Origin of the sequence: Pseudomonas sp. UBA5666, assembly GCF_002420785.1 — a bacterium.
Classification (GTDB): domain Bacteria; phylum Pseudomonadota; class Gammaproteobacteria; order Pseudomonadales; family Pseudomonadaceae; genus Aquipseudomonas; species Aquipseudomonas fulva.
Genome location: NZ_DIIQ01000050.1, coordinates 1 through 17,763, shown reverse-complemented (window position 1 = coordinate 17,763; position 17,763 = coordinate 1). Strand labels below are relative to the sequence as shown.

The 17,763-nt window shown below is 62.9% G+C and carries 16 protein-coding genes and 1 riboswitch; of the genes, 8 read left to right on the top strand and 8 right to left on the bottom strand.

Annotated elements, in window-relative coordinates:
• Positions 1 to 89 precede the first annotated feature (89 nt).
• Both B2Y33_RS21630 and B2Y33_RS21625 read left to right on the top strand, forming a co-directional pair.
• A complete protein-coding gene (locus B2Y33_RS21630) occupies positions 90 to 497 on the top strand; it encodes a DUF2946 family protein (RefSeq protein ID WP_023533821.1) in 408 nt (135 codons plus the stop codon).
• A gap of 76 nt (positions 498 to 573) precedes the next feature.
• Positions 574 to 2,625 carry a TonB-dependent receptor gene (locus B2Y33_RS21625; protein WP_206406080.1) on the top strand — a complete coding sequence of 684 codons (2,052 nt, stop codon included), beginning with the start codon at positions 574 to 576 and terminating at the stop codon, positions 2,623 to 2,625.
• Positions 2,626 to 2,666: 41 nt separating this feature from the next.
• On the opposite strand, the gene B2Y33_RS21620 is transcribed toward B2Y33_RS21625, so the two are convergent.
• The 4 genes from B2Y33_RS21620 to B2Y33_RS21605 are packed head-to-tail and all read right to left on the bottom strand — an operon-like array spanning position 2,667 to position 7,617.
• Complete coding sequence (locus B2Y33_RS21620) at positions 2,667 to 3,686, bottom strand: FecCD family ABC transporter permease (RefSeq protein WP_027915854.1); 1,020 nt, start codon at positions 3,684 to 3,686, stop codon at positions 2,667 to 2,669.
• On the bottom strand, positions 3,683 to 4,651 hold the full coding sequence (locus B2Y33_RS21615; protein ID WP_206406079.1) for an ABC transporter substrate-binding protein: 969 nt from the start codon (positions 4,649 to 4,651) through the stop codon (positions 3,683 to 3,685). Before B2Y33_RS21615 ends, B2Y33_RS21620 begins: the two co-directional genes overlap by 4 nt.
• Positions 4,648 to 5,433 (bottom strand): ABC transporter ATP-binding protein, encoded by a 786-nt coding sequence (locus B2Y33_RS21610; RefSeq protein WP_027915852.1) that lies wholly within the window; start codon positions 5,431 to 5,433, stop codon positions 4,648 to 4,650. The genes B2Y33_RS21615 and B2Y33_RS21610 overlap by 4 nt, the downstream gene beginning before the upstream one ends.
• Positions 5,434 to 5,478: 45 nt before the next feature.
• Positions 5,479 to 7,617, bottom strand: a complete 2,139-nt coding sequence (locus tag B2Y33_RS21605) for a TonB-dependent receptor (RefSeq protein ID WP_376743993.1) — start codon at positions 7,615 to 7,617, stop codon at positions 5,479 to 5,481.
• Between the two features lie 109 nt (positions 7,618 to 7,726).
• Positions 7,727 to 7,934: riboswitch (cobalamin riboswitch) on the bottom strand.
• 270 nt (positions 7,935 to 8,204) lie between these two features.
• Here B2Y33_RS21605 and B2Y33_RS21600 point away from each other — a divergent pair.
• The 5 genes from B2Y33_RS21600 (at position 8,205) to B2Y33_RS21580 (ending at position 13,748) form a co-directional block, all read left to right on the top strand.
• Positions 8,205 to 8,579: a hypothetical protein gene (locus B2Y33_RS21600; protein WP_241195011.1), complete on the top strand. Its 375-nt coding sequence runs from the start codon at positions 8,205 to 8,207 to the stop codon at positions 8,577 to 8,579.
• Positions 8,580 to 8,607: 28 nt separating this feature from the next.
• The gene (locus tag B2Y33_RS21595) at positions 8,608 to 10,395 is read left to right on the top strand and encodes an N-acetylglutaminylglutamine amidotransferase (protein WP_027915850.1); all 1,788 of its coding nucleotides are present in this window, start codon (positions 8,608 to 8,610) and stop codon (positions 10,393 to 10,395) included.
• A 4-nt stretch (positions 10,396 to 10,399) separates the two neighbouring features.
• The gene (gene ngg / locus B2Y33_RS21590; RefSeq protein ID WP_027915849.1) at positions 10,400 to 12,145 is read left to right on the top strand and encodes an N-acetylglutaminylglutamine synthetase; all 1,746 of its coding nucleotides are present in this window, start codon (positions 10,400 to 10,402) and stop codon (positions 12,143 to 12,145) included.
• Positions 12,146 to 12,250: 105 nt separating this feature from the next.
• Positions 12,251 to 13,435: an osmoprotectant NAGGN system M42 family peptidase gene (locus B2Y33_RS21585; RefSeq protein WP_023533809.1), complete on the top strand. Its 1,185-nt coding sequence runs from the start codon at positions 12,251 to 12,253 to the stop codon at positions 13,433 to 13,435.
• Positions 13,436 to 13,520: 85 nt separating this feature from the next.
• Entirely contained in the window at positions 13,521 to 13,748 is a 228-nt protein-coding gene (locus tag B2Y33_RS21580) for a YheU family protein (protein ID WP_027915848.1), read from the top strand.
• Between the two features lie 28 nt (positions 13,749 to 13,776).
• Here B2Y33_RS21580 and csrA read toward each other — a convergent pair whose 3' ends face one another.
• A complete protein-coding gene (gene csrA, locus B2Y33_RS21575) occupies positions 13,777 to 13,977 on the bottom strand; it encodes a carbon storage regulator CsrA (RefSeq protein WP_059183723.1) in 201 nt (66 codons plus the stop codon).
• A 129-nt stretch (positions 13,978 to 14,106) separates the two neighbouring features.
• Positions 14,107 to 14,916 (bottom strand): SDR family oxidoreductase, encoded by an 810-nt coding sequence (locus B2Y33_RS21570; protein WP_104926452.1) that lies wholly within the window; start codon positions 14,914 to 14,916, stop codon positions 14,107 to 14,109.
• Positions 14,917 to 15,139: 223 nt separating this feature from the next.
• Here B2Y33_RS21570 and B2Y33_RS21565 point away from each other — a divergent pair, with 223 nt between their 5' ends.
• Positions 15,140 to 15,292, top strand: coding sequence for a DUF3309 family protein (locus B2Y33_RS21565; protein ID WP_012271016.1), 153 nt, complete (start codon positions 15,140 to 15,142; stop codon positions 15,290 to 15,292).
• 48 nt (positions 15,293 to 15,340) lie between these two features.
• On the opposite strand, the gene B2Y33_RS21560 is transcribed toward B2Y33_RS21565, so the two are convergent.
• Together B2Y33_RS21560 and B2Y33_RS21555 are read right to left on the bottom strand one after the other, a co-directional pair.
• Complete coding sequence (locus tag B2Y33_RS21560; RefSeq protein WP_027915845.1) at positions 15,341 to 17,005, bottom strand: cation acetate symporter; 1,665 nt, start codon at positions 17,003 to 17,005, stop codon at positions 15,341 to 15,343.
• On the bottom strand, positions 17,002 to 17,313 hold the full coding sequence (locus B2Y33_RS21555) for a DUF485 domain-containing protein (protein WP_023533810.1): 312 nt from the start codon (positions 17,311 to 17,313) through the stop codon (positions 17,002 to 17,004). Before B2Y33_RS21555 ends, B2Y33_RS21560 begins: the two co-directional genes overlap by 4 nt.
• Positions 17,314 to 17,763 lie beyond the last annotated feature (450 nt).

Below are 17,763 nucleotides of genomic sequence, written 5' to 3'. Positions count from 1 at the left end.
GGCGCCCTGCGACAATAGGGCGCAGCTGCGACCTTTCATCCCCGAGCGCGAATAAGGCTTAATACGGGCCTTGTTCGCCTGGGGGTCGGATGACCGTACGTGCACGCTCACTTGTGTGTTTGCTTGCAGCCATTGCCGTGCTGTTCAACCTGCTGGCGATGCCGCTCGACCGCGCCTTGCAATCCCCCAGCATCGACAGCCAATCGCTGATCCTGGGCAGCTTCTGCAGCCTGCACGGTGCGCAAAGCCTGCCCAAGTCACTGCTGGCCCAGCTCAAGGCCGAACTGCCGCAGCTTGACGATCAGCCAGAAATGAAACACCAGGTCGGTGACTGCTGCTGTGGCCATGCCGGGCATGCCTTGATGGCCAGCAATTACTATCGCCACCTGTTCCCCCGCTACTGGCCCGACGCACTGCTGATCGGCGACAGCCACAAGCTGCCGTTGCCGCGTGAGCAGTGGCCCAAACTCAACCCCCGCGCCTCCCCCCTGGCCTGACCCGTCGCCGCTTACCCAATGCTGCCCCGCACCATGCGGCGCGCAGCGCTGCTCGACTGTCTCCAGGAAACACTTCATGTCTGCGTTTCGTCATACCGCACGCGCCGTCCTGCCCGTGCTCGCTGTTTACAGCCTTAGCCCCTTGTCATCGGCCGTTGCCGAAACACGCTCTGCCGAGAACTCGATAATGACCCTCGGTGCGGTCAGCGTGACCAGTACCGAAAGCGGCCCGCTGGCCACCCGCAGCGTGCTCAGTTCGGTGGATATTCTAGGCGGTGACATCCTCGAAAAAATGCCAGTGGCCTACAGCTGGGAGCTGTTGCGCCGGGCACCGGGGGTGATGCTCACCGAGTTCAACCAAGGCACTACCTCGGGCAAGCTGTCGTTTCGCGGCTTCAATGGCGAAGGCGAAGTGAATGCGGTCAAGTTGCTGATCGATGGGATCCCCAGCAACACCAATGACGGCAACATGCCCTTCATCGACGCGGTGTTCCCCATGGACATCGACAGCATCGACGTGGTGCGCGGCACCAGCGACCCGCGCTATGGCCTGAACAACATCGCCGGAAACGTCAACATCAACACCCGCACTGGCGGCAACTACAACAAGGCGCGCCTGCGCTACGGCAGTTTCAACACCCGCGAGGTGCAACTGGCCAAAGGCATCGAGACCAGCAACTGGACGCAGAACTACTTCTTCGCCCGCCAGCAGGTCGACGGTTACCGCGATCATGCCGACACCGAACGCTACAGTTTCGGCGGCAAGTGGTTCTATACCCCTGACGATGGCAGCTACCGCCTTGGCCTGATCGCCCGCCACTACACCTCCGAAGCCCAGGAGGCCGGTTACCTGACCGAGGATGACGCCCGCCATCATCCGCGCATGAGTAATGACTACAACGCCACGGACAAAGGCACGCGACGGATGAACCAGGTCAGTGTGCACCTGGACGCCGACCTGGCCGAGACCCTGTCTTGGTCGGCCAAGACCTACCTCAATACCTATGACGACCGTCGCTGGACCCAGTACTGGCGCACGAGTTCACAGCAGGAGCGCGACACCTACGAGGACCAGTACGGCGCCATCACCTCGCTGACCTGGCGACCCCAGGTGGACTGGCTGCACGCCTTTGCGCTGGAAGGTGGCAGCGATGTGGAGAAGCAACAGAACCGCAGCGAGCGCTACCGCACCGTGGAGCGTGTACGCCAGGCGCAGACACGCGACCAGGACTTCGACTTCAACACGGTCGGTGCCTACGTACAGGCGCAGATCGAGCCGTTCGAATCGTTGAAGATCGTGCCGGCCTACCGGGTGGACAAGATCAGTGGTGACTTCACCAACAAGATGACCGGGCAGGGCTACGACATCAACGACTACGGGCTGATCAAACAGCCCAAGCTCAGCATTGTCTATTCGCCATGGAAGTTCGCCAGCGTTTATGCCAACTGGGGCCGCACCTTCCAGGTCGGGACCGGCGCCGCAGCGTACAAGGTGCCGCCGCGCAACGAGGACCTGGCCCCTTCGATCAACGAAGGCTGGGAAACCGGCATCAAGTTCACCCCGGCCAGCTGGGTCGATGGCCGCGTGGCCTACTGGCGTCAGGATGCCTCTGGCGAAGTGAGCCGGCGCCTGAACGACCCCAGCGGGGAGTCAGACAATGTCGGGGAGACACGCCGTTGGGGCTATGACCTGCAGGTCAACCTGCACCCGGAAGAGCGCACCGAGGTATGGATGTCGTACTCCTGGCAGTACTCCAAGATCCTTGAGCCCAGCAGCGCGTTACCAGGCAGCAAAGGCCAGGAAATCGATCACGTGCCCCACCATCTGTGGAACACCGGCATCAGCTACCAGGCCACGCCCGCGCTGCAGCTGACTGCCTGGGCGAACGGGCAGACCCACTACTACCTGGAGCGGGAGAACACCCAAGGTACGTATGGCGGCTACGTACTGATGAACCTCGGTGCAACCTACAAGCTCAGCGAAACCATGAGCGTGGACTTGCAGTTGAAGAACCTGACCAACCGCTACTTCGAGTACGTCTGGTACGACCCGGATGGGGCAGATGCGTCACTGCACTCCCCCGGCGACGGCCGTGCGCTGTATGCAGGGCTTACCCTGGACTTCTGATGCAGGCCACGGCAAGCCCTCCAGCGTGGCTTGCCGTGGCGTCACCGCTTGAGCAACAGCATGAAGAACACCCCGCCCAGTGCTGCGGTCGCAATGCCGATCGGCAGGTCCTGCGGTGCGATCAGGGTACGGGCAGCCACATCCACCCACACCAGAAACACCCCACCCAGTAGCGCACTGACCGGCATTAGCCTCCGATTGTCCGCCCCCACCAGCAGGCGCGCTACGTGGGGCACCATCAGGCCAACGAAACCAATGGCGCCCGACAGCGAGACCAGCACCCCGGTCAACAAGGACGTGCAGATGAACACCTGAAGGCGCAGGCGCCGGCCGCAGACGCCCAGGCTGATCGCGGTCTGCTCCCCACTCATCAGTGCATTCAGGCCGCGCCCCATCACCTGTAGGGCACACAGCCCAAGCAGCACGCACAGTGCCGGCAGCCAGATGACCTCCCATCGGGCAGCCCCCAGCCCACCCAGCATCCAGAACACCACCGACGCCGCAGCGTGCTGGTCACCGGTATAGAGCAGCACGTTGACCACGGCCATGAGTACGAAGGACACCGCGACCCCCGCCAACAGCAGGCGATCGCTTTCCAGGCGCCCACTGCGACGCGCCACGCCGATCACCAGCAGCATGCTCCCTATTGCCCCCGCGAACGCAGCCAGCGGCAGGCTGAGTACACCGACAAAGTCCCCGACATAGAGCATCACCAGCACCGCGCCCAACGCCGCGCCGGCGCTGACGCCCAGCAAATGCGGATCTGCCAGGGGGTTTCGGGTGACGGACTGCAGGGCTGTGCCCACCAAGGCAAGCCCCGCCCCGACCAGTGCGCCCAACAGCACACGCGGGGCACGGATGAGCCAGACGATGTGCACCTGGCTCTTGCTGAGCGCAGGCCCCCAGTCGATGCCCAATTGCTGCGCGACGATCCCGATGACGTGGGTCAAGGGCACCGATGCCGGGCCAAATGCCAGCGACACGACCGATGACGACACCAGCAGGATGACCAGCATCACGATCAGCCAACCATAATGCACCGGGCTGCGCGCCAAGGTCACGGTGCCCCCGCTGCGAACAGCTCGGGGTGCAGGGCGCGGGCAATGTTCTCCACCGCCTCGACGTTCTCCACCGAGGGGGTGACCTGCAGGTAGGTCAGGGGTAAGAAGCGCTGCTCGCGAATGGCCCGTACCTCTTTCAACGCAGGCTGCTGCATCAGAAAATCACGTTTCTGCTGCCAGGTCCTTGGCCCGTAGTCGACAATCAGGATCACGTCAGGGTCGCGCTCTACCACGCTTTCCCAATTGACCTGGGTCCAACTGGCGGCCACCTCTTCCATCACGTTCACGCCACCGGCTGCGTCGATCAGTGCCTGCGGCATGCCCAGACGCCCCGATGTCATCGGACGATCTTCGCCGCTGTCGTACAAAAAGACCCGTGGTCGGTGTTGCGCCTGCCCTACCCGCGCTTGCACCGTGGCGATTCGCTGGCGCATCTGGTGGATCAGCGCTTGCGCCTGGCGCGGGTGATCGAACATGCGCCCCAGGTTGTCCAGATCGCGGTAAACGTCATCGAAACTCGCACGTTGGCCAGGCATGACCCAAGAGCAGGACTCGCTCAACTCGTAGACCGGGACCCCAAAGGGTGCCAGCGTCGCGGGGGTGACCGGCCCTCCTACGTGCATGCCATAGTTCCAGCCGGCGAAAAACAGGTCGGTATCGACTGCCAGCAGCGTTTCAATGGAAGGATACCGACTGGCCAGTTGCGGTATGCCCTCCAGCGCAGCGTCAATCCATGGGTCACGGTGTTTACTTCGGGTGAACCCTGTGTAGCCGATGATGCTGTCTCGCAGCCCCAGGTGCAGCAGCATGGCGGTCATGTTCACATCGTGCACCACCACCCGCTGGGGAGCCTTGCTGAACGTCACCAGGCGCTCACAACTGCGCACGTTCAGCGGGTACTCGCTGGCCACGGCAGGCAGCGCAAACAAGAGCGTTATCAGGGCGATCAGAAAGCGAGCGTTCATGGTCGGGTTATCCAGGTAATGCGGGGGTAAGGGTGCAGCGGATGAAGGTCGACCAGCGCCTGGACACCAAACACCTCCTGGATCAGTTCGCCGGTCAGCACCTGCTGGGGCGTGCCACTGACACGGATTCGGCCAGCGTCGATGACGTACAGGCGGTCGCAGAATGCCGCCGCCAGGTTGAGGTCGTGGAAGCTGGCCAGGGTGCTCAGCCCCAGGCTGCGCAAATGCCGCAAAAGCCCAAGCTGGTAACGCGGGTCGAGGTGGTTGGTTGGCTCGTCGAGAATCAGCAGCTCAGGGGCCTGGACCAGTGCCCGGGCCAGTAGCACGCGCTGCTTCTCGCCCCCGGATAGCGAAGCGAACGTGCGCCCGTCATAACCTGCCAGCCCAACCAGCACGAGCGTGTGAGCAACCCTTTGCCGGTCCTCGGGCGAGTCGCCGTCAAACAGGGCCTTGTGCGGCGTGCGCCCCATGGCCACCACTTCGGCAACACTCAATCCAAACTCGCCAGGAAACTCCTGAAGCACCACCGCGATACGCTGCGCACACCAGCGCGGGCTGCGTTGCCAGATATCGGCACCGCTCAAGCTGACGCTGCCTGCGGTGGGTGGCGTGGCGCGATAAGCGCAACGTAGCAGGCTGGTCTTGCCACTGCCGTTAGGGCCGATAAGCCCTACGCACTCACCGTCGTCCACATGCAGGTCCACGCCTTGCAGGATCTGGCGCACCCTGCGCCCCGCCTCGGGCACTGCCCAATGCAGGCCCTCGATACTCAGTCGAGTCATCGGATTCACTCCAGCAAGCACCGGCCCGAAGGCCGGTGCAACAGGTCAGAAGCGGTAATCCGCCGTGACGAAAAATGACCTTGGCTCGCCCAGGTACCACTGGCGCCCATTGTTGCCGGTGGTGGTCGCGTACTGGCGATCGAACAGGTTGTTGAGCTGCAAGCCCAAGGTCAGGTCCGGCTGCACGTGCCAGTCAACGTTGGCGTCGACCACGGTGTAGCTCGGCACCTGCACGGTGTTGGCATTGTCCCCATAGCGGCTGTCGACATACCGCACACCCGCCCCGGCACTGAGCAACCGACCAAAGTCCTTGCTCAACCACAGGTTGGCCGATCGCCGGGGCACATCGACCGGCCGATTGCCGCTGTAGTTGCTGGTTCCACTGGCAAACTCGTCGTACTCCGCGCGCACCCAGGCGGCGTTGGCCGAAAGCTGCACATCGTAGGGCAGGCGCAACGCCAAGGTGGCCTCGATGCCGTCCGAGGATTGCTGGCCGACCTGTTGCTGAAGGACAGGGTTGAGCGGGTCGCTGCTCAAGAGCTTTTTCTTGACGATGTGGTAGGCCGCAAGCGTCCACTCGCCACGGCCATCGGGGAGCATCTGTTTGACACCGACTTCGGTCTGTTTGGCGGTACTCAGGTCCCAGCTTTGTTGCGCTGTACTGAGCGTCAGCAGGTTGCTCACGCCCTCGGTGCTGGTGGCGTACTGACCATAGACCGAGAGGTCCTCGGTCAGCGCGAACACCAGGCCTGCCCGCCAGTTGTCGCCACTCAGGCTGCGGTCCGAGCGGGTATCGGTGTCCAGATCGTCACGGTTCAGATGCACCTGATCACGCCGCACACCGGTGATCAGCGACAGACGCTCGGTGAGTTGCGTGCGGTTTTCGGCGAACAGCGAGAATTGCCGTGCCTGGTTGGCTTCGCGCGAGCGATAGGGGTCGGTGCTGATGTAGTCACCGCCGCCCGAGCCCGACAGTGGCACGGTGTCGGTAAAGGTATTGCCGAAATCATGTTTGCGCACGAAGCGGATCGCATTGTAGTCGGCGCCAACAACGGTCTGGCTGTCCAGGCCGAACAACGCGTGCTGCAGGGTGAACGACTGGCGATCCCCGATCTGCTCCTGGGTCTGCTTGATGCTGATGAAACTGCTGCGCTGCACCTGGTCGCCAGGCAGCCAGGTGTAGCTTTCGGCATTTCGCCACCGGCGCTGGGCCTTGAGGAAGTACAGCTGATTGCAGGCGGTCAGGTTGTCGGTGATCACCCAGTCCGTGACCAGGCGAGTGGACTGATCGTTGTAATGCACCTCGGCATTGGCCACGTTGTAGTTGTGGTCACGCAGCGACTCACGGTAATGCCCATTGACCAGCGGCGTACCGAAATACTGCTGCGGATCCTGGTCACCGTAGTCATGGCTGAGGGTGATGCTGAAATCGTCGTTCGGCTGCCAGCGCAATGAACCGCTGACAGCAACGCTGGCTGACTCACCACGGTCGACCCAGCCATTGCTGTCCAGTTTGTTGAGGTTCAAGCGATAGCTCAGGGTATCGGTCAGCGAACCGCCGCTGTCCAACGCCAACTGCCGGCGATCATGGGAACCGTAGCCCAGGCGGACAAGGTTGCGAACCTCGCCGTCGAAGGGCTTCTTGGGCACCACGTTGATCACCGCACCGGTGGCGCCCTCCCCGTACAACACCGAAGCCGGGCCGCGCAGTACGTCGATGCGGTCCACAGCCCAGGTGTCCACGGGAAACGTGACGGTGCCAGCACCCACGTACAGGCGGGTGCCGTCATACAGCTGCATGGTCGAACTGTGCCCGGTGAAGCCACGGGCCGAAAGCGCAGTGCCACCGTTGCCAGGCGTGCCGATGAAGGTGATGCCGGGAGTGCGGGTCACTGCTGCCTGCACCGTGGCGTTGTTGCGTCCACTGATGTGCTCGGCGCTGATGCTGGTGACGCTGGCTGGCGTTTCCAAGGGCGTGAGGTGCAGGCGCGAACCGCTGGTGCCAGGGGTGTGCAAGTCCATGGAAGGGTTCTGCTCGGCAGTGCCGGTGATGGCCGTGGCGGGCAATGCCAGTGCAAGGCCGTCTTCGGCTGCCTGAATCGGTACGGCCATGCACACACAGGGCACCAGGCTCGCACCCAGCAACGCCCCTTGAGGGGTATGAAAAACACTAAAGCGGGACATATCTTTCCTTTTGCAGCAGGAATGAAAGAATCCCGGAGGGAACAACGCATGGGGAACGCGCAGGCGCACGCGCCCACGGAAACCGGCCTGCGCCCGCCCACCGCGGGTTTGCCAAACAAGGCTTCAGGCCGGTCTCCGGGCTCGCGAGGGTCATGATGCCGTCACCTTCCCATGCCTGTGGCACAGTGGTCTGTCGAAAGCATCGCTCGCATACCGTTGCGGGGGCAGCGCCGGACTGATCACCCTGGGGCGACGAACCGGCTTCCCGTTTCACCCCATGCACGGCGGCAGGGGGCACCTGAAACAGGCGCGCAGATGACCACCAAAATCGTCCTGGGTCAACATCCCGTGTGGAGGATTAGCCGCCGCCAAGCGTCGACGAACGGCATTGCGAAGATTAACGCCTCCCGCCTGGCGGGCTTCATCCGAGCGTGCGAAGGCGCGCTCAGGTAGGCGTAGCACTGGGTTTGAACGCGATGGATCGATGCTGGACGTCGACCCACAGAGGCGGACTTCAGCCACGAGGAATCACCGAAATTCGCACCAAAACCAGGCGCCCACGTAAAGTTTTATTGAACGATCGGGCCTTGCACGCCCTCGAAAAACCCAGACCGCTCACCGAGGCGCGTTCAGATGACGTGTTCGCGCCCAGTGGGACAGACGACCGTTCGGCGCTGTTCATACGCCCCGAAGCGAGTCAACAACGTTACTGGCTGGCAGCTTTGCGTACGCTTGGTATCAGGCACCGCAGGCTGTACGACACGCGCCACACGTACGCGACCATGTTCCTGGTGGCCGGCATGAACCCGGCATTCATCGCCGCGCAACTCGGGCACAGCGTGCAGGTGCTGCTCTGCATGCGCCAGGTGGATCACCCCCTCACGATTGGGCGGGGCTTGATCAGCCCTGGCGTTTGGAGGCGGTACAAATGGGGTACGAGTGAAAAGCCAGTGACGCCATGAGTGCCGAAACTCAAAGGGTTTACGTTACATGTGCGGACTAGCTGGAGAATTGCGTTTCACCCCCCTCGGTCAAGCCCCTCGCCCAGCCGACCTGGCTGCCGTTGAGCGAATCACTCATCACCTGGCGCCACGTGGCCCGGATGCGTGGGGCTTTCACAGCCAGGGGCCGATCGCCCTCGGCCACCGTCGCCTGAAAATCATGGACCTGTCCGACGGCTCCGCCCAGCCCATGCAGGACAGCACGTTAGGCCTGTCACTGGCCTTCAACGGCGCCATCTACAACTTCCCTGAACTGCGCCAGGAACTGCTGGACCTGGGCTATACCTTCTGGTCCGACGGTGACACGGAAGTGCTGCTCAAGGGGTACCACGCCTGGGGCGAGGCGTTGCTGCCCAAGCTCAACGGCATGTTCGCCCTGGCTATCTGGGAGCGCGACAGTCAGCGCCTGTTCCTGGCCCGCGACCGCCTGGGCGTAAAGCCCCTGTACCTCTCGCGCAACGGCGAGCGCCTGCGCTTTGCCTCCACCTTGCCGGCGCTGCTCAAAGGGGGCGACATCGACCCGATGCTCGACCCGGTGGCGCTGAACCATTACCTGAATTTCCATGCCGTGGTCCCGGCACCGCGCACGCTGTTGGCCAACGTGCAGAAGCTCGAACCCGGGACCTGGATGCGCATCGACCGCCACGGCGAAGTCGAGCGCAGCACCTGGTGGCAACTCCAGTACGGCCCCAACCCGGATGAGCGTGACCTGACCCTCGAGGATTGGACCACACGCGTACTGGACGCCACCCGCGATGCGGTTGCCATCCGCCAGCGCGCCGCCGTCGACGTGGGCGTGCTGCTCTCCGGCGGTGTCGATTCCAGCCTGCTGGTCGGCCTGCTGCGCGAAGTGGGTGTGGATGACCTGTCGACCTTCTCCATCGGTTTCGAGGATGCAGGCGGCGAGCGCGGAGACGAATTCCAGTACTCGGACCTGATCGCCAAACACTACGGTACCCGCCACCATCAACTGCGCATTGCCGAGCACGAGATCATCGACCAACTGCCCGCGGCGTTCCGTGCCATGAGCGAGCCGATGGTCAGCCACGACTGCATCGCCTTCTACCTGCTGTCGCGGGAAGTGGCCAAGCACTGCAAGGGCGTGCAGAGCGGCCAGGGAGCCGACGAGCTGTTTGCCGGCTACCACTGGTACCCGCAGGTCGATGGCGCCAACGATGCATTCGCGGCGTACCGCGAAGCGTTCTTCGACCGCAGCCATGCCGAATACCGTGACACCGTGCAGCCGGCCTGGCAGCTGGAGAACGATGCCGCTGGCGACTTCGTCCGTGAACACTTCGCCCGCCCTGGCGCCGACGCCGCCGTGGACAAGGCCCTGCGCCTGGACAGCACGGTGATGCTGGTGGACGACCCGGTCAAGCGCGTTGACAACATGACCATGGCCTGGGGGCTGGAAGCCCGTACGCCGTTCCTGGACTACCGCCTGGCAGAACTGTCGGCCCGCATTCCGGCACGCTTCAAGCTGCCCGACGGCGGCAAGCAGGTGCTCAAGGAGGCGGCGCGCCGAGTGATTCCGCACGAGGTCATCGACCGCAAGAAGGGTTACTTCCCGGTGCCTGGCCTCAAGCACCTCGAAGGCGCCACCCTGGGTTGGGTCCGCGACCTGCTGACCGACCCCAGCCAGGACCGCGGCCTGTTCAATCCGGCCATGATCGACCGTCTGCTAAGCAACCCGCACGGCCAGCTCACCCCCCTGCGCGGATCCAAACTGTGGCAGTTGGCGGCGCTGAACCTGTGGCTGACCGAACAAGGACTCTGAACCCATGAAAGCCCACGAAACGGCCTATGGCCAGCGCCTGCTGCGCGGCCAGGCGCCCTCTTACGAGCGCCTGCAGGCACGCCTTGCGGGCGATGGCAGCGAGCCTCACGATCAGCCACGTGCCCTGCACTGTGGCTGGGGACGACTATTGATCGGGCATACCTATGCCGACCCGGCCAAGCTAGCCGAAGACCTGTTGGGCGAATGCCGCGGCGAACGCGACATCGCCCTGTACGTGGCAGCGCCCCAGCAGGTGCTGGCACACGCGCCGCAGCAACTGTTCCTGGACCCCTCGGACACCCTGCGCCTGTGGTTCACCGACTATCGCCCGGCGCAACGGGTATTTCGCGGGTTTCGCGTGCGCCGTGCGCAAAATCCCAGTGACTGGCAAGCCATCAACACGCTCTACCAGGCACGCGGCATGCTGCCCGTCGACCCGGAGCTGCTCACCCCGCGCCACTTGGGTGGGCCGGTGTACTGGCTGGCCGAGGACGAAGACAGTGGCGCGATCATCGGCAGTGTCATGGGCTTGAACCACGCCAAGGCCTTCGACGACCCGGAACACGGTAGCAGCCTGTGGTGCCTGGCCGTCGATCCGCACTGCACCCGCCCCGGGGTGGGTGAAGTACTGGTGCGTCATCTGATCGAGCACTTCATGAGCCGCGGCCTTGCCTATCTGGACCTGTCGGTGTTGCATGACAACCGCCAGGCCAAGCGCCTGTACGAAAAACTGGGCTTTCGCAACCTGCCCACGTTCGCCGTCAAGCGCAAGAACGTCATCAACGAACGCCTGTTCCTGGGCCCTGGGCCACAGGCTGACCTCAACCCCTATGCGCGGATCATCGTCGATGAGGCCCTGCGCCGGGGTATCGAGGTGCAGGTGTGCGACGCGGCTGCCGGGCTCTTCACCCTGAGCCTGGGCGGTCGCCGTGTACGCTGCCGGGAGTCGCTCAGCGACCTGACCAGCGCCGTGACCATGACCTTGTGCCAGGACAAGCGCCTGACCCAACACGCCCTGCACACCGCAGGTCTGCTTGTGCCGGCGCAGCAATTGGCCGGTAACGCCGATGACAACCTGGCGTTCCTCGAGGACCACGGCGCGGTCGTGGTCAAACCCGTGGATGGCGAACAGGGCCAGGGCGTAGCGGTCAACCTCACTACCCTCGAAGACGTCACGCGTGCGGTCGAACACGCCCGTCAGTTCGACAGCCGCGTGCTGTTGGAAAGCTTCCATGCCGGGCATGACTTGCGCATCGTGGTCATCGGCTATGAAGTGGTCGCGGCCGCGATTCGCCACCCGGCGCAGGTGATGGGCGATGGTACGCACAGCATCCGCGAACTGATCGACGCACAAAGCCGGCGCCGCCAAGCGGCCACCGGGGGCGAAAGCAAGATCCCGGTGGACGATGAAACCGAGCGCACGCTGGCCGCGGCCGGCTTTGGGTTCGAGGATGTGTTGCCCGCAGGTCGCCAGCTGGCCGTGCGGCGCACCGCCAACCTGCACACCGGCGGCACGCTCGAGGATGTCACGGCACGCCTTCACCCTACACTCGCCGATGCGGCCATTCGTGCAGCGCGGGCACTGGAGATACCCGTGGTGGGCCTTGATTTCATGGTCAAGGATGCCAGCGAACCCGACTACGTCATCATCGAAGCCAACGAGCGCGCAGGCCTGGCCAATCACGAGCCACAGCCCACGGCAGAGCGCTTCATCGACTTGTTGTTCCCCCATAGCAGGCCGCTGGCCTGATACACCCATGCTCCGCTTCGACGGGAGCCCGGCGCCAGCGCCGCTCCCGCTCGACTGTTACGACCGGATCATCCAACGATTTTTCAACCGACCGGAGGCCTGGACATGTCCGAACGACATCCCGAACCCGATCTCGAGTACCTCAAGCGTGTCTTGCTGGAGATGCTCGCCATCCCCAGCCCTACAGGCTTCACCGACACCATCGTGCGCTACGTGGCCGAGCGCCTGGACGAGCTGGGCATTCCCTACGAGCTGACTCGACGCGGCACTATTCGCGCCACCCTCAAAGGGCGTCAAAGCTCCCCGGACCGCGCCGTCTCCGCGCACTTGGACACCATTGGCGCCAGCGTGCGCCAGGTGCAGGACAACGGTCGCCTGGCCCTGGCGCCGGTGGGCTGCTGGTCCAGCCGCTTCGCCGAAGGCAGCCGCGTCAGCGTGTTCACCGATACGGGCGTATTTCGTGGCAGCGTACTGCCGCTGATGGCCAGTGGGCATGCCTTCAATACCGCCATCGACCAGATGCCCATCAGTTGGGACCATGTGGAAGTGCGCCTGGACGCTTACTGCGCCACCCGTGCCGATTGCGAGGCGTTGGGCGTGGGGATTGGCGACTTCGTGGCCTTCGATCCGCTGCCCGAGTTCACCGACAGCGGTCACATCAGCGCCCGTCATCTGGATGACAAGGCCGGGGTCGCCGCCTTGCTGGCGGCCTTGAAAGCCGTGGTGGAAAGCGGCCGTCAGCCGCTGATCGATTGCCACCCGCTGTTCACCATCACCGAAGAAACCGGCTCGGGTGCCGCCGGCGCCCTGCCCTGGGATGTCAGCGAGTTCGTCGGGATCGATATCGCCCCGGTCGCCCCCGGCCAGGCCTCCAGTGAGCACGCCGTCAGCGTGGCCATGCAGGATTCGTCCGGGCCGTACGACTACCACTTGTCCCGGCACCTGCTCAAACTTGCAGGCGAACAGGAATTGCCGGTACGCCGCGACCTGTTCCGCTACTACTTCAGCGATGCCCACTCTGCGGTGACCGCAGGCCACGACATCCGCACGGCGCTGGTCGCCTTCGGCTGCGATGCCACCCATGGCTATGAGCGCACGCACATCGACAGCCTGGCCGCGTTGAGCCAGCTGTTGTCGGCTTACCTGTTGAGCCCGCCCGTGTTCGCCAGCGACTCGCAGCCGGCCAATGCGTCCCTGGAGCGCTTCAGTCACCAGCTCGAGCACGATGCGCAGATGGAGAGCGACACTCGCGTGCCGGCGGTGGACAGCCTGGTCGGTCAGAAGACCTGACGGAATGCGCGGGACCGCCTGGCGGGCGGTCCCTGCGCCATCGAAATCGCGTAGGATGCCTACAACTCATTCAGACACGTTACCCATGCTGATACCCTACGAACACCTGCAAGCCGACACCCTCACCCGCCTGATCGAGGACTTCGTCACCCGCGACGGCACCGACAATGGCGATGACACACCGTTGGAAACCCGTGTGCTGAGAGTTCGCCAAGCGCTATCCAAGGGGCAGGCGTTCATCCTGTTCGATCCGGAAAGCCAGCAGTGCCAGCTGCTGGCCAAGCACGACGTGCCCCGCGAACTGCTGGAATGATGCCCGTGCGCGTCGACGCCAGTCGGCCTCATGAAGCCTTGTTCGCCCTGCGCGCCCTGGCACATTGCGTTTCCTTGATGCGCCTGTAGACCTCGGCGCGGTGCACCGGCACTTCCCTGGGTGCATCGACACCGAAGCGCACCACCCCGTCCCGGGTTTCTACCACCATGATTCGGATGTCATCGCCGATCATGATGACCTCGCCCACTTCGCGTCCTATTACCAACATGTTCCGGTCCTCCAGCGAAAGGGAAAACCGGAGCGTGCAGCGTAGCCATTTGGCTACTCAATACTTCCACCCTCATTCAGAAAGACCCGACACGCCTAGGTAACCTTTCTTACGGATCCACCCTACGCCTTAACGGGCTCGGGCCTTCGCACGCATCTTCACTGCCATGTCGGCCATTTCATCGTACAGCCGCTCAGGTGCCTGGCATTTCAACGCCCAGGCCTGACGGCCCGCTTCGTGGGGCAGGATCAGGAACTGCCCGTCAGCCACCTGGCGGTAGATGCAGTCGGCGATATCGCTGGCACTGATGGGCGAGCCTTCCAGCAGCTTGCCGACCTGCGCTTTCATGGCCGGGTCCGGCCCACGGAAGGAGTCCAGCAGATTGGTCTGGAAAAATGACGGGCAGACCACGTGCACACCCACCCCCAGTTGGCGCAGCTCCACCAGCAGGCTTTCCGAGAGCGCCAGCACCCCCGCCTTGGCGACGTTGTAGTTGCTCATGCCGGGGCCCTGCATGAGCGCTGCCATGGAGGCGATGTTGACGATGCGCCCTTTGCTACGCTCAAGCAGCGGCAGAAAAGCCTTGCAGCCTTTGACCACGCCCATGAGGTTTACCGAAATCTGCCAGTCCCAGTCTTCGAGCGACAACTCGGCGAAGAACCCGCCTGATGCCACGCCGGCGTTATTGACGATGATATCGATGCCGCCGAAGTGCTCCTCGCAGGCCTGGGCCAGCGCGGTGAGCTGGCTGTAGTCACGTACATCGCACCGTTGTACGAACCCGTCGCTGCCTGCGGCACGCACCATTTCCAGTGTCTGACGCAGCCCAGCCTCACTGATGTCGGCCAACGCCAGGCGCCAGCCTTCGCGCGCCCAACGCAGGGCAATTTCGCGGCCCAGCCCGGAGCCTGCGCCCGTGATCATGATGCGCTTGTGCATGGCGACTGCCTTTTTCAGAGGTTGTGGCCCCAGTCTAATCAAGCCTATGCCCAGAGCGGGTGCTTATCAGGCAAGTGAATGAGCGACCATGAACCGCCCGCTGCGCACAAAGACGGGGCGATGACCAACACGCCGATGGAATCTTTCACAAGCGGCGCCGGTCATTAGTTACAAGAGGCCGGCAACCTGGGCCCTTGACCCTCAACCACGCAAGGACTCCTCCATGACCACGATTCTCATCATCATCCTGATCCTTCTGTTGATTGGCGGCTTGCCAGTGTTCCCGCACTCGCGCAGCTGGGGTTATGGCCCGTCCGGCATCGTCGGTGTGGTGCTGGTGATCTTGTTGGTGTTGCTGTTACTCGGCATGATTTAGTGCAGCAAAAAAAACCGCGCCGAGGCGCGGTTTTTTCATGCCTGCGAATCAGTGCGATACCGCCCCTGAAGCGCCCAGGCCAGTCTGCGAGCGTACGAACTGCGGGAAGAACAGCGCCCGCTCGTTTTCGGCAGCCGTGGACTTGTCGGTGATCGAGAAGAACCAGATACCCACGAAGGCAATCAGCATCGAGAACAAGGCCGGGTACTCGTAAGGATAGATCGCTTTCTCGTGACCAAGGATCTGCACCCAGATGGTCGGGCCGAGCACCATCAGCGTCACCGCGCTGATCAGGCCAAGCCAGCCGCCAATCATGGCGCCACGGGTGGTCAACTTCTTCCAGTACATCGAGAGCAGCAGTACGGGGAAGTTGCAGCTGGCCGCAATGGAGAAGGCAAGGCCCACCATGAAGGCGATGTTCTGTTTCTCGAACAGGATGCCCAGGCCAATGGCCAGGACGCCCAGTGCAACGGTGGTGATCTTCGAGACGCGGATTTCGTCCTTGTCGTTGGCCTTGCCCTTGCGCCACACGCTGGCGTACAGGTCATGGGACACCGCCGAGGCACCCGCCAGGGTCAAGCCTGCCACAACCGCCAGGATGGTGGCGAAGGCCACGGCCGAGATGAAGCCCAGGAACACACTTCCGCCTACGGCATTGGCCAAGTGCACGGCGGCCATGTTGTTACCGCCCAGCAAGGCGCCGGCGGCGTCCTTGAAGTCCGGGTTGGTGCTGACCAACAGGATGGCGCCGAAGCCGATGATGAAGGTCAGGATGTAGAAGTAACCGATGAAACCTGTGGCATAGAGCACGCTCTTGCGGGCTTCCTTGGCATCGCTGACGGTGAAGAAGCGCATCAGGATGTGTGGCAGGCCAGCCGTACCGAACATCAAGGCCAGGCCCAGCGAGAAGGCCGAGATGGGGTCTTTGACCAGACCGCCGGGGCTCATGATGGCCTCGCCCTTGGCATGCACCTTGATGGCTTCGGAGAACAGGGTGTTGAAGTCAAAGCCCACGTGCTTCATCACCATCAGCGCCATGAAGCTTGCACCCGACAGCAACAGCACCGCCTTGATGATCTGTACCCAGGTGGTGGCCAGCATGCCGCCGAACAGCACGTACAGGCACATCAGGATACCGACCAGGATCACGGCCACGTGGTAGTCCAGGCCGAACAGCAGTTCGATCAACTTGCCTGCACCGACCATCTGCGCAATCAGGTAGAAGGCCACCACCACCAGCGAGCCTGAGGCCGACAGGGTGCGGATCTGCTTTTGCCCCAGGCGATAGGAGGCCACATCGGCGAAGGTGTACTTGCCCAGGTTGCGCAGGCGCTCGGCGATCAGGAAGAGGATGATCGGCCAGCCTACCAGGAAACCGATGGAGTAGATCAGGCCATCGTAGCCGGAGGTGAACACCAGTGCGGAAATACCCAGGAACGAGGCTGCCGACATGTAGTCCCCGGCGATGGCCAAGCCGTTCTGGAACCCGGTGATGCGACCACCGGCAGCGTAGTAGTCCGAGGCGGATTTGTTGCGCTTGGAGGCCCAGTAGGTGATGCCCAGGGTGAAAGCCACGAACGCCACGAACATGGCGATGGCAGAAACGTTCAGCGGTTGTTTCTGCACCTCGCCGGTCAGGGCATCGGCAGCCCACACGGCGGGTGCGAAGACGCCGCAGGCCAGAACGGCCAGTGTCTTGGCATGACGAATCATTGTTGCGCCTCCTTCAGGATGGCCTTGTTCAGCTCATCGAATTCGCCGTTGGCTCGGCGCACGTAGATGGCGGTCAGGACAAATGCCGAGATGATCAGCCCGACGCCCAGGGGAATGCCCCAGGTGATCGATGACTCAGGGCTGATCTTGGCGCCCAGTATCTGGGGACCGTAGGCGATCAGAAGGATGAAAGCGCAGTACAGGCCGAGCATGATCGCCGAGAGTATCCAGGCGAACCGTTCGCGCTTGCTGACCAGCTCCTTGAAACGGGGGCTGTTTTGTATCGAGAGGTAAATGCTGTCGTTCATTGTTTTTGTCCTAGCAGCACAGAGAGGGAATGTAACCCACGTCCTTACTTTATGCGGCTGTTGGACGGCAACCAGACGACCTTAGTCTTAGATGCAACGGTGTTTTACCGATTGCGCAACAAAGTGGGTGACGGAGGTGGGGTTCAAGGGGAGTTTCTGCCTGATCGTGTGCAGAGAGAGGTGGCCCTCCCTCAGAGCTCAGCACATCGCGTACCGAGCAATCGGTGAATCGGACTTCAGACTACATATACCCGGGGGTTGTACGCGTGCGACGGGTGTGGGCATCGGTGGATCTCCAGTAATCTGCTACAGGGTTTAATACTGCACCCAGTGTTTCAATCAAATCATTTTTTTCAATCTTGAATGAGTGCAACCTGGCAACCTTGGTAACTTCCAAAGATCTTGCCAAGCCACTCACTCCACCCTACTCTGCTGTTGCTGTTGCTGTTG

What these genes read in the sequence shown, in the direction of transcription:
- B2Y33_RS21630 (WP_023533821.1), top strand. Translation starts at nt 90, where the DNA reads ATGACCGTACGTGCACGCTCACTTGTGTGTTTGCTTGCAGCCATTGCC.
- B2Y33_RS21625 (WP_206406080.1), top strand. Translation starts at nt 574, where the DNA reads ATGTCTGCGTTTCGTCATACCGCACGCGCCGTCCTGCCCGTGCTCGCT.
- B2Y33_RS21615 (WP_206406079.1), bottom strand. Translation starts at nt 4,651, where the DNA reads ATGAACGCTCGCTTTCTGATCGCCCTGATAACGCTCTTGTTTGCGCTG.
- B2Y33_RS21610 (WP_027915852.1), bottom strand. Translation starts at nt 5,433, where the DNA reads ATGACTCGACTGAGTATCGAGGGCCTGCATTGGGCAGTGCCCGAGGCG.
- B2Y33_RS21605 (WP_376743993.1), bottom strand. Translation starts at nt 7,617, where the DNA reads ATGTCCCGCTTTAGTGTTTTTCATACCCCTCAAGGGGCGTTGCTGGGT.
- B2Y33_RS21595 (WP_027915850.1), top strand. Translation starts at nt 8,608, where the DNA reads ATGTGCGGACTAGCTGGAGAATTGCGTTTCACCCCCCTCGGTCAAGCC.
- ngg (WP_027915849.1), top strand. Translation starts at nt 10,400, where the DNA reads ATGAAAGCCCACGAAACGGCCTATGGCCAGCGCCTGCTGCGCGGCCAG.
- B2Y33_RS21585 (WP_023533809.1), top strand. Translation starts at nt 12,251, where the DNA reads ATGTCCGAACGACATCCCGAACCCGATCTCGAGTACCTCAAGCGTGTC.
- B2Y33_RS21580 (WP_027915848.1), top strand. Translation starts at nt 13,521, where the DNA reads ATGCTGATACCCTACGAACACCTGCAAGCCGACACCCTCACCCGCCTG.
- csrA (WP_059183723.1), bottom strand. Translation starts at nt 13,977, where the DNA reads ATGTTGGTAATAGGACGCGAAGTGGGCGAGGTCATCATGATCGGCGAT.
- B2Y33_RS21570 (WP_104926452.1), bottom strand. Translation starts at nt 14,916, where the DNA reads ATGCACAAGCGCATCATGATCACGGGCGCAGGCTCCGGGCTGGGCCGC.
- B2Y33_RS21565 (WP_012271016.1), top strand. Translation starts at nt 15,140, where the DNA reads ATGACCACGATTCTCATCATCATCCTGATCCTTCTGTTGATTGGCGGC.
- B2Y33_RS21560 (WP_027915845.1), bottom strand. Translation starts at nt 17,005, where the DNA reads ATGATTCGTCATGCCAAGACACTGGCCGTTCTGGCCTGCGGCGTCTTC.
- B2Y33_RS21555 (WP_023533810.1), bottom strand. Translation starts at nt 17,313, where the DNA reads ATGAACGACAGCATTTACCTCTCGATACAAAACAGCCCCCGTTTCAAG.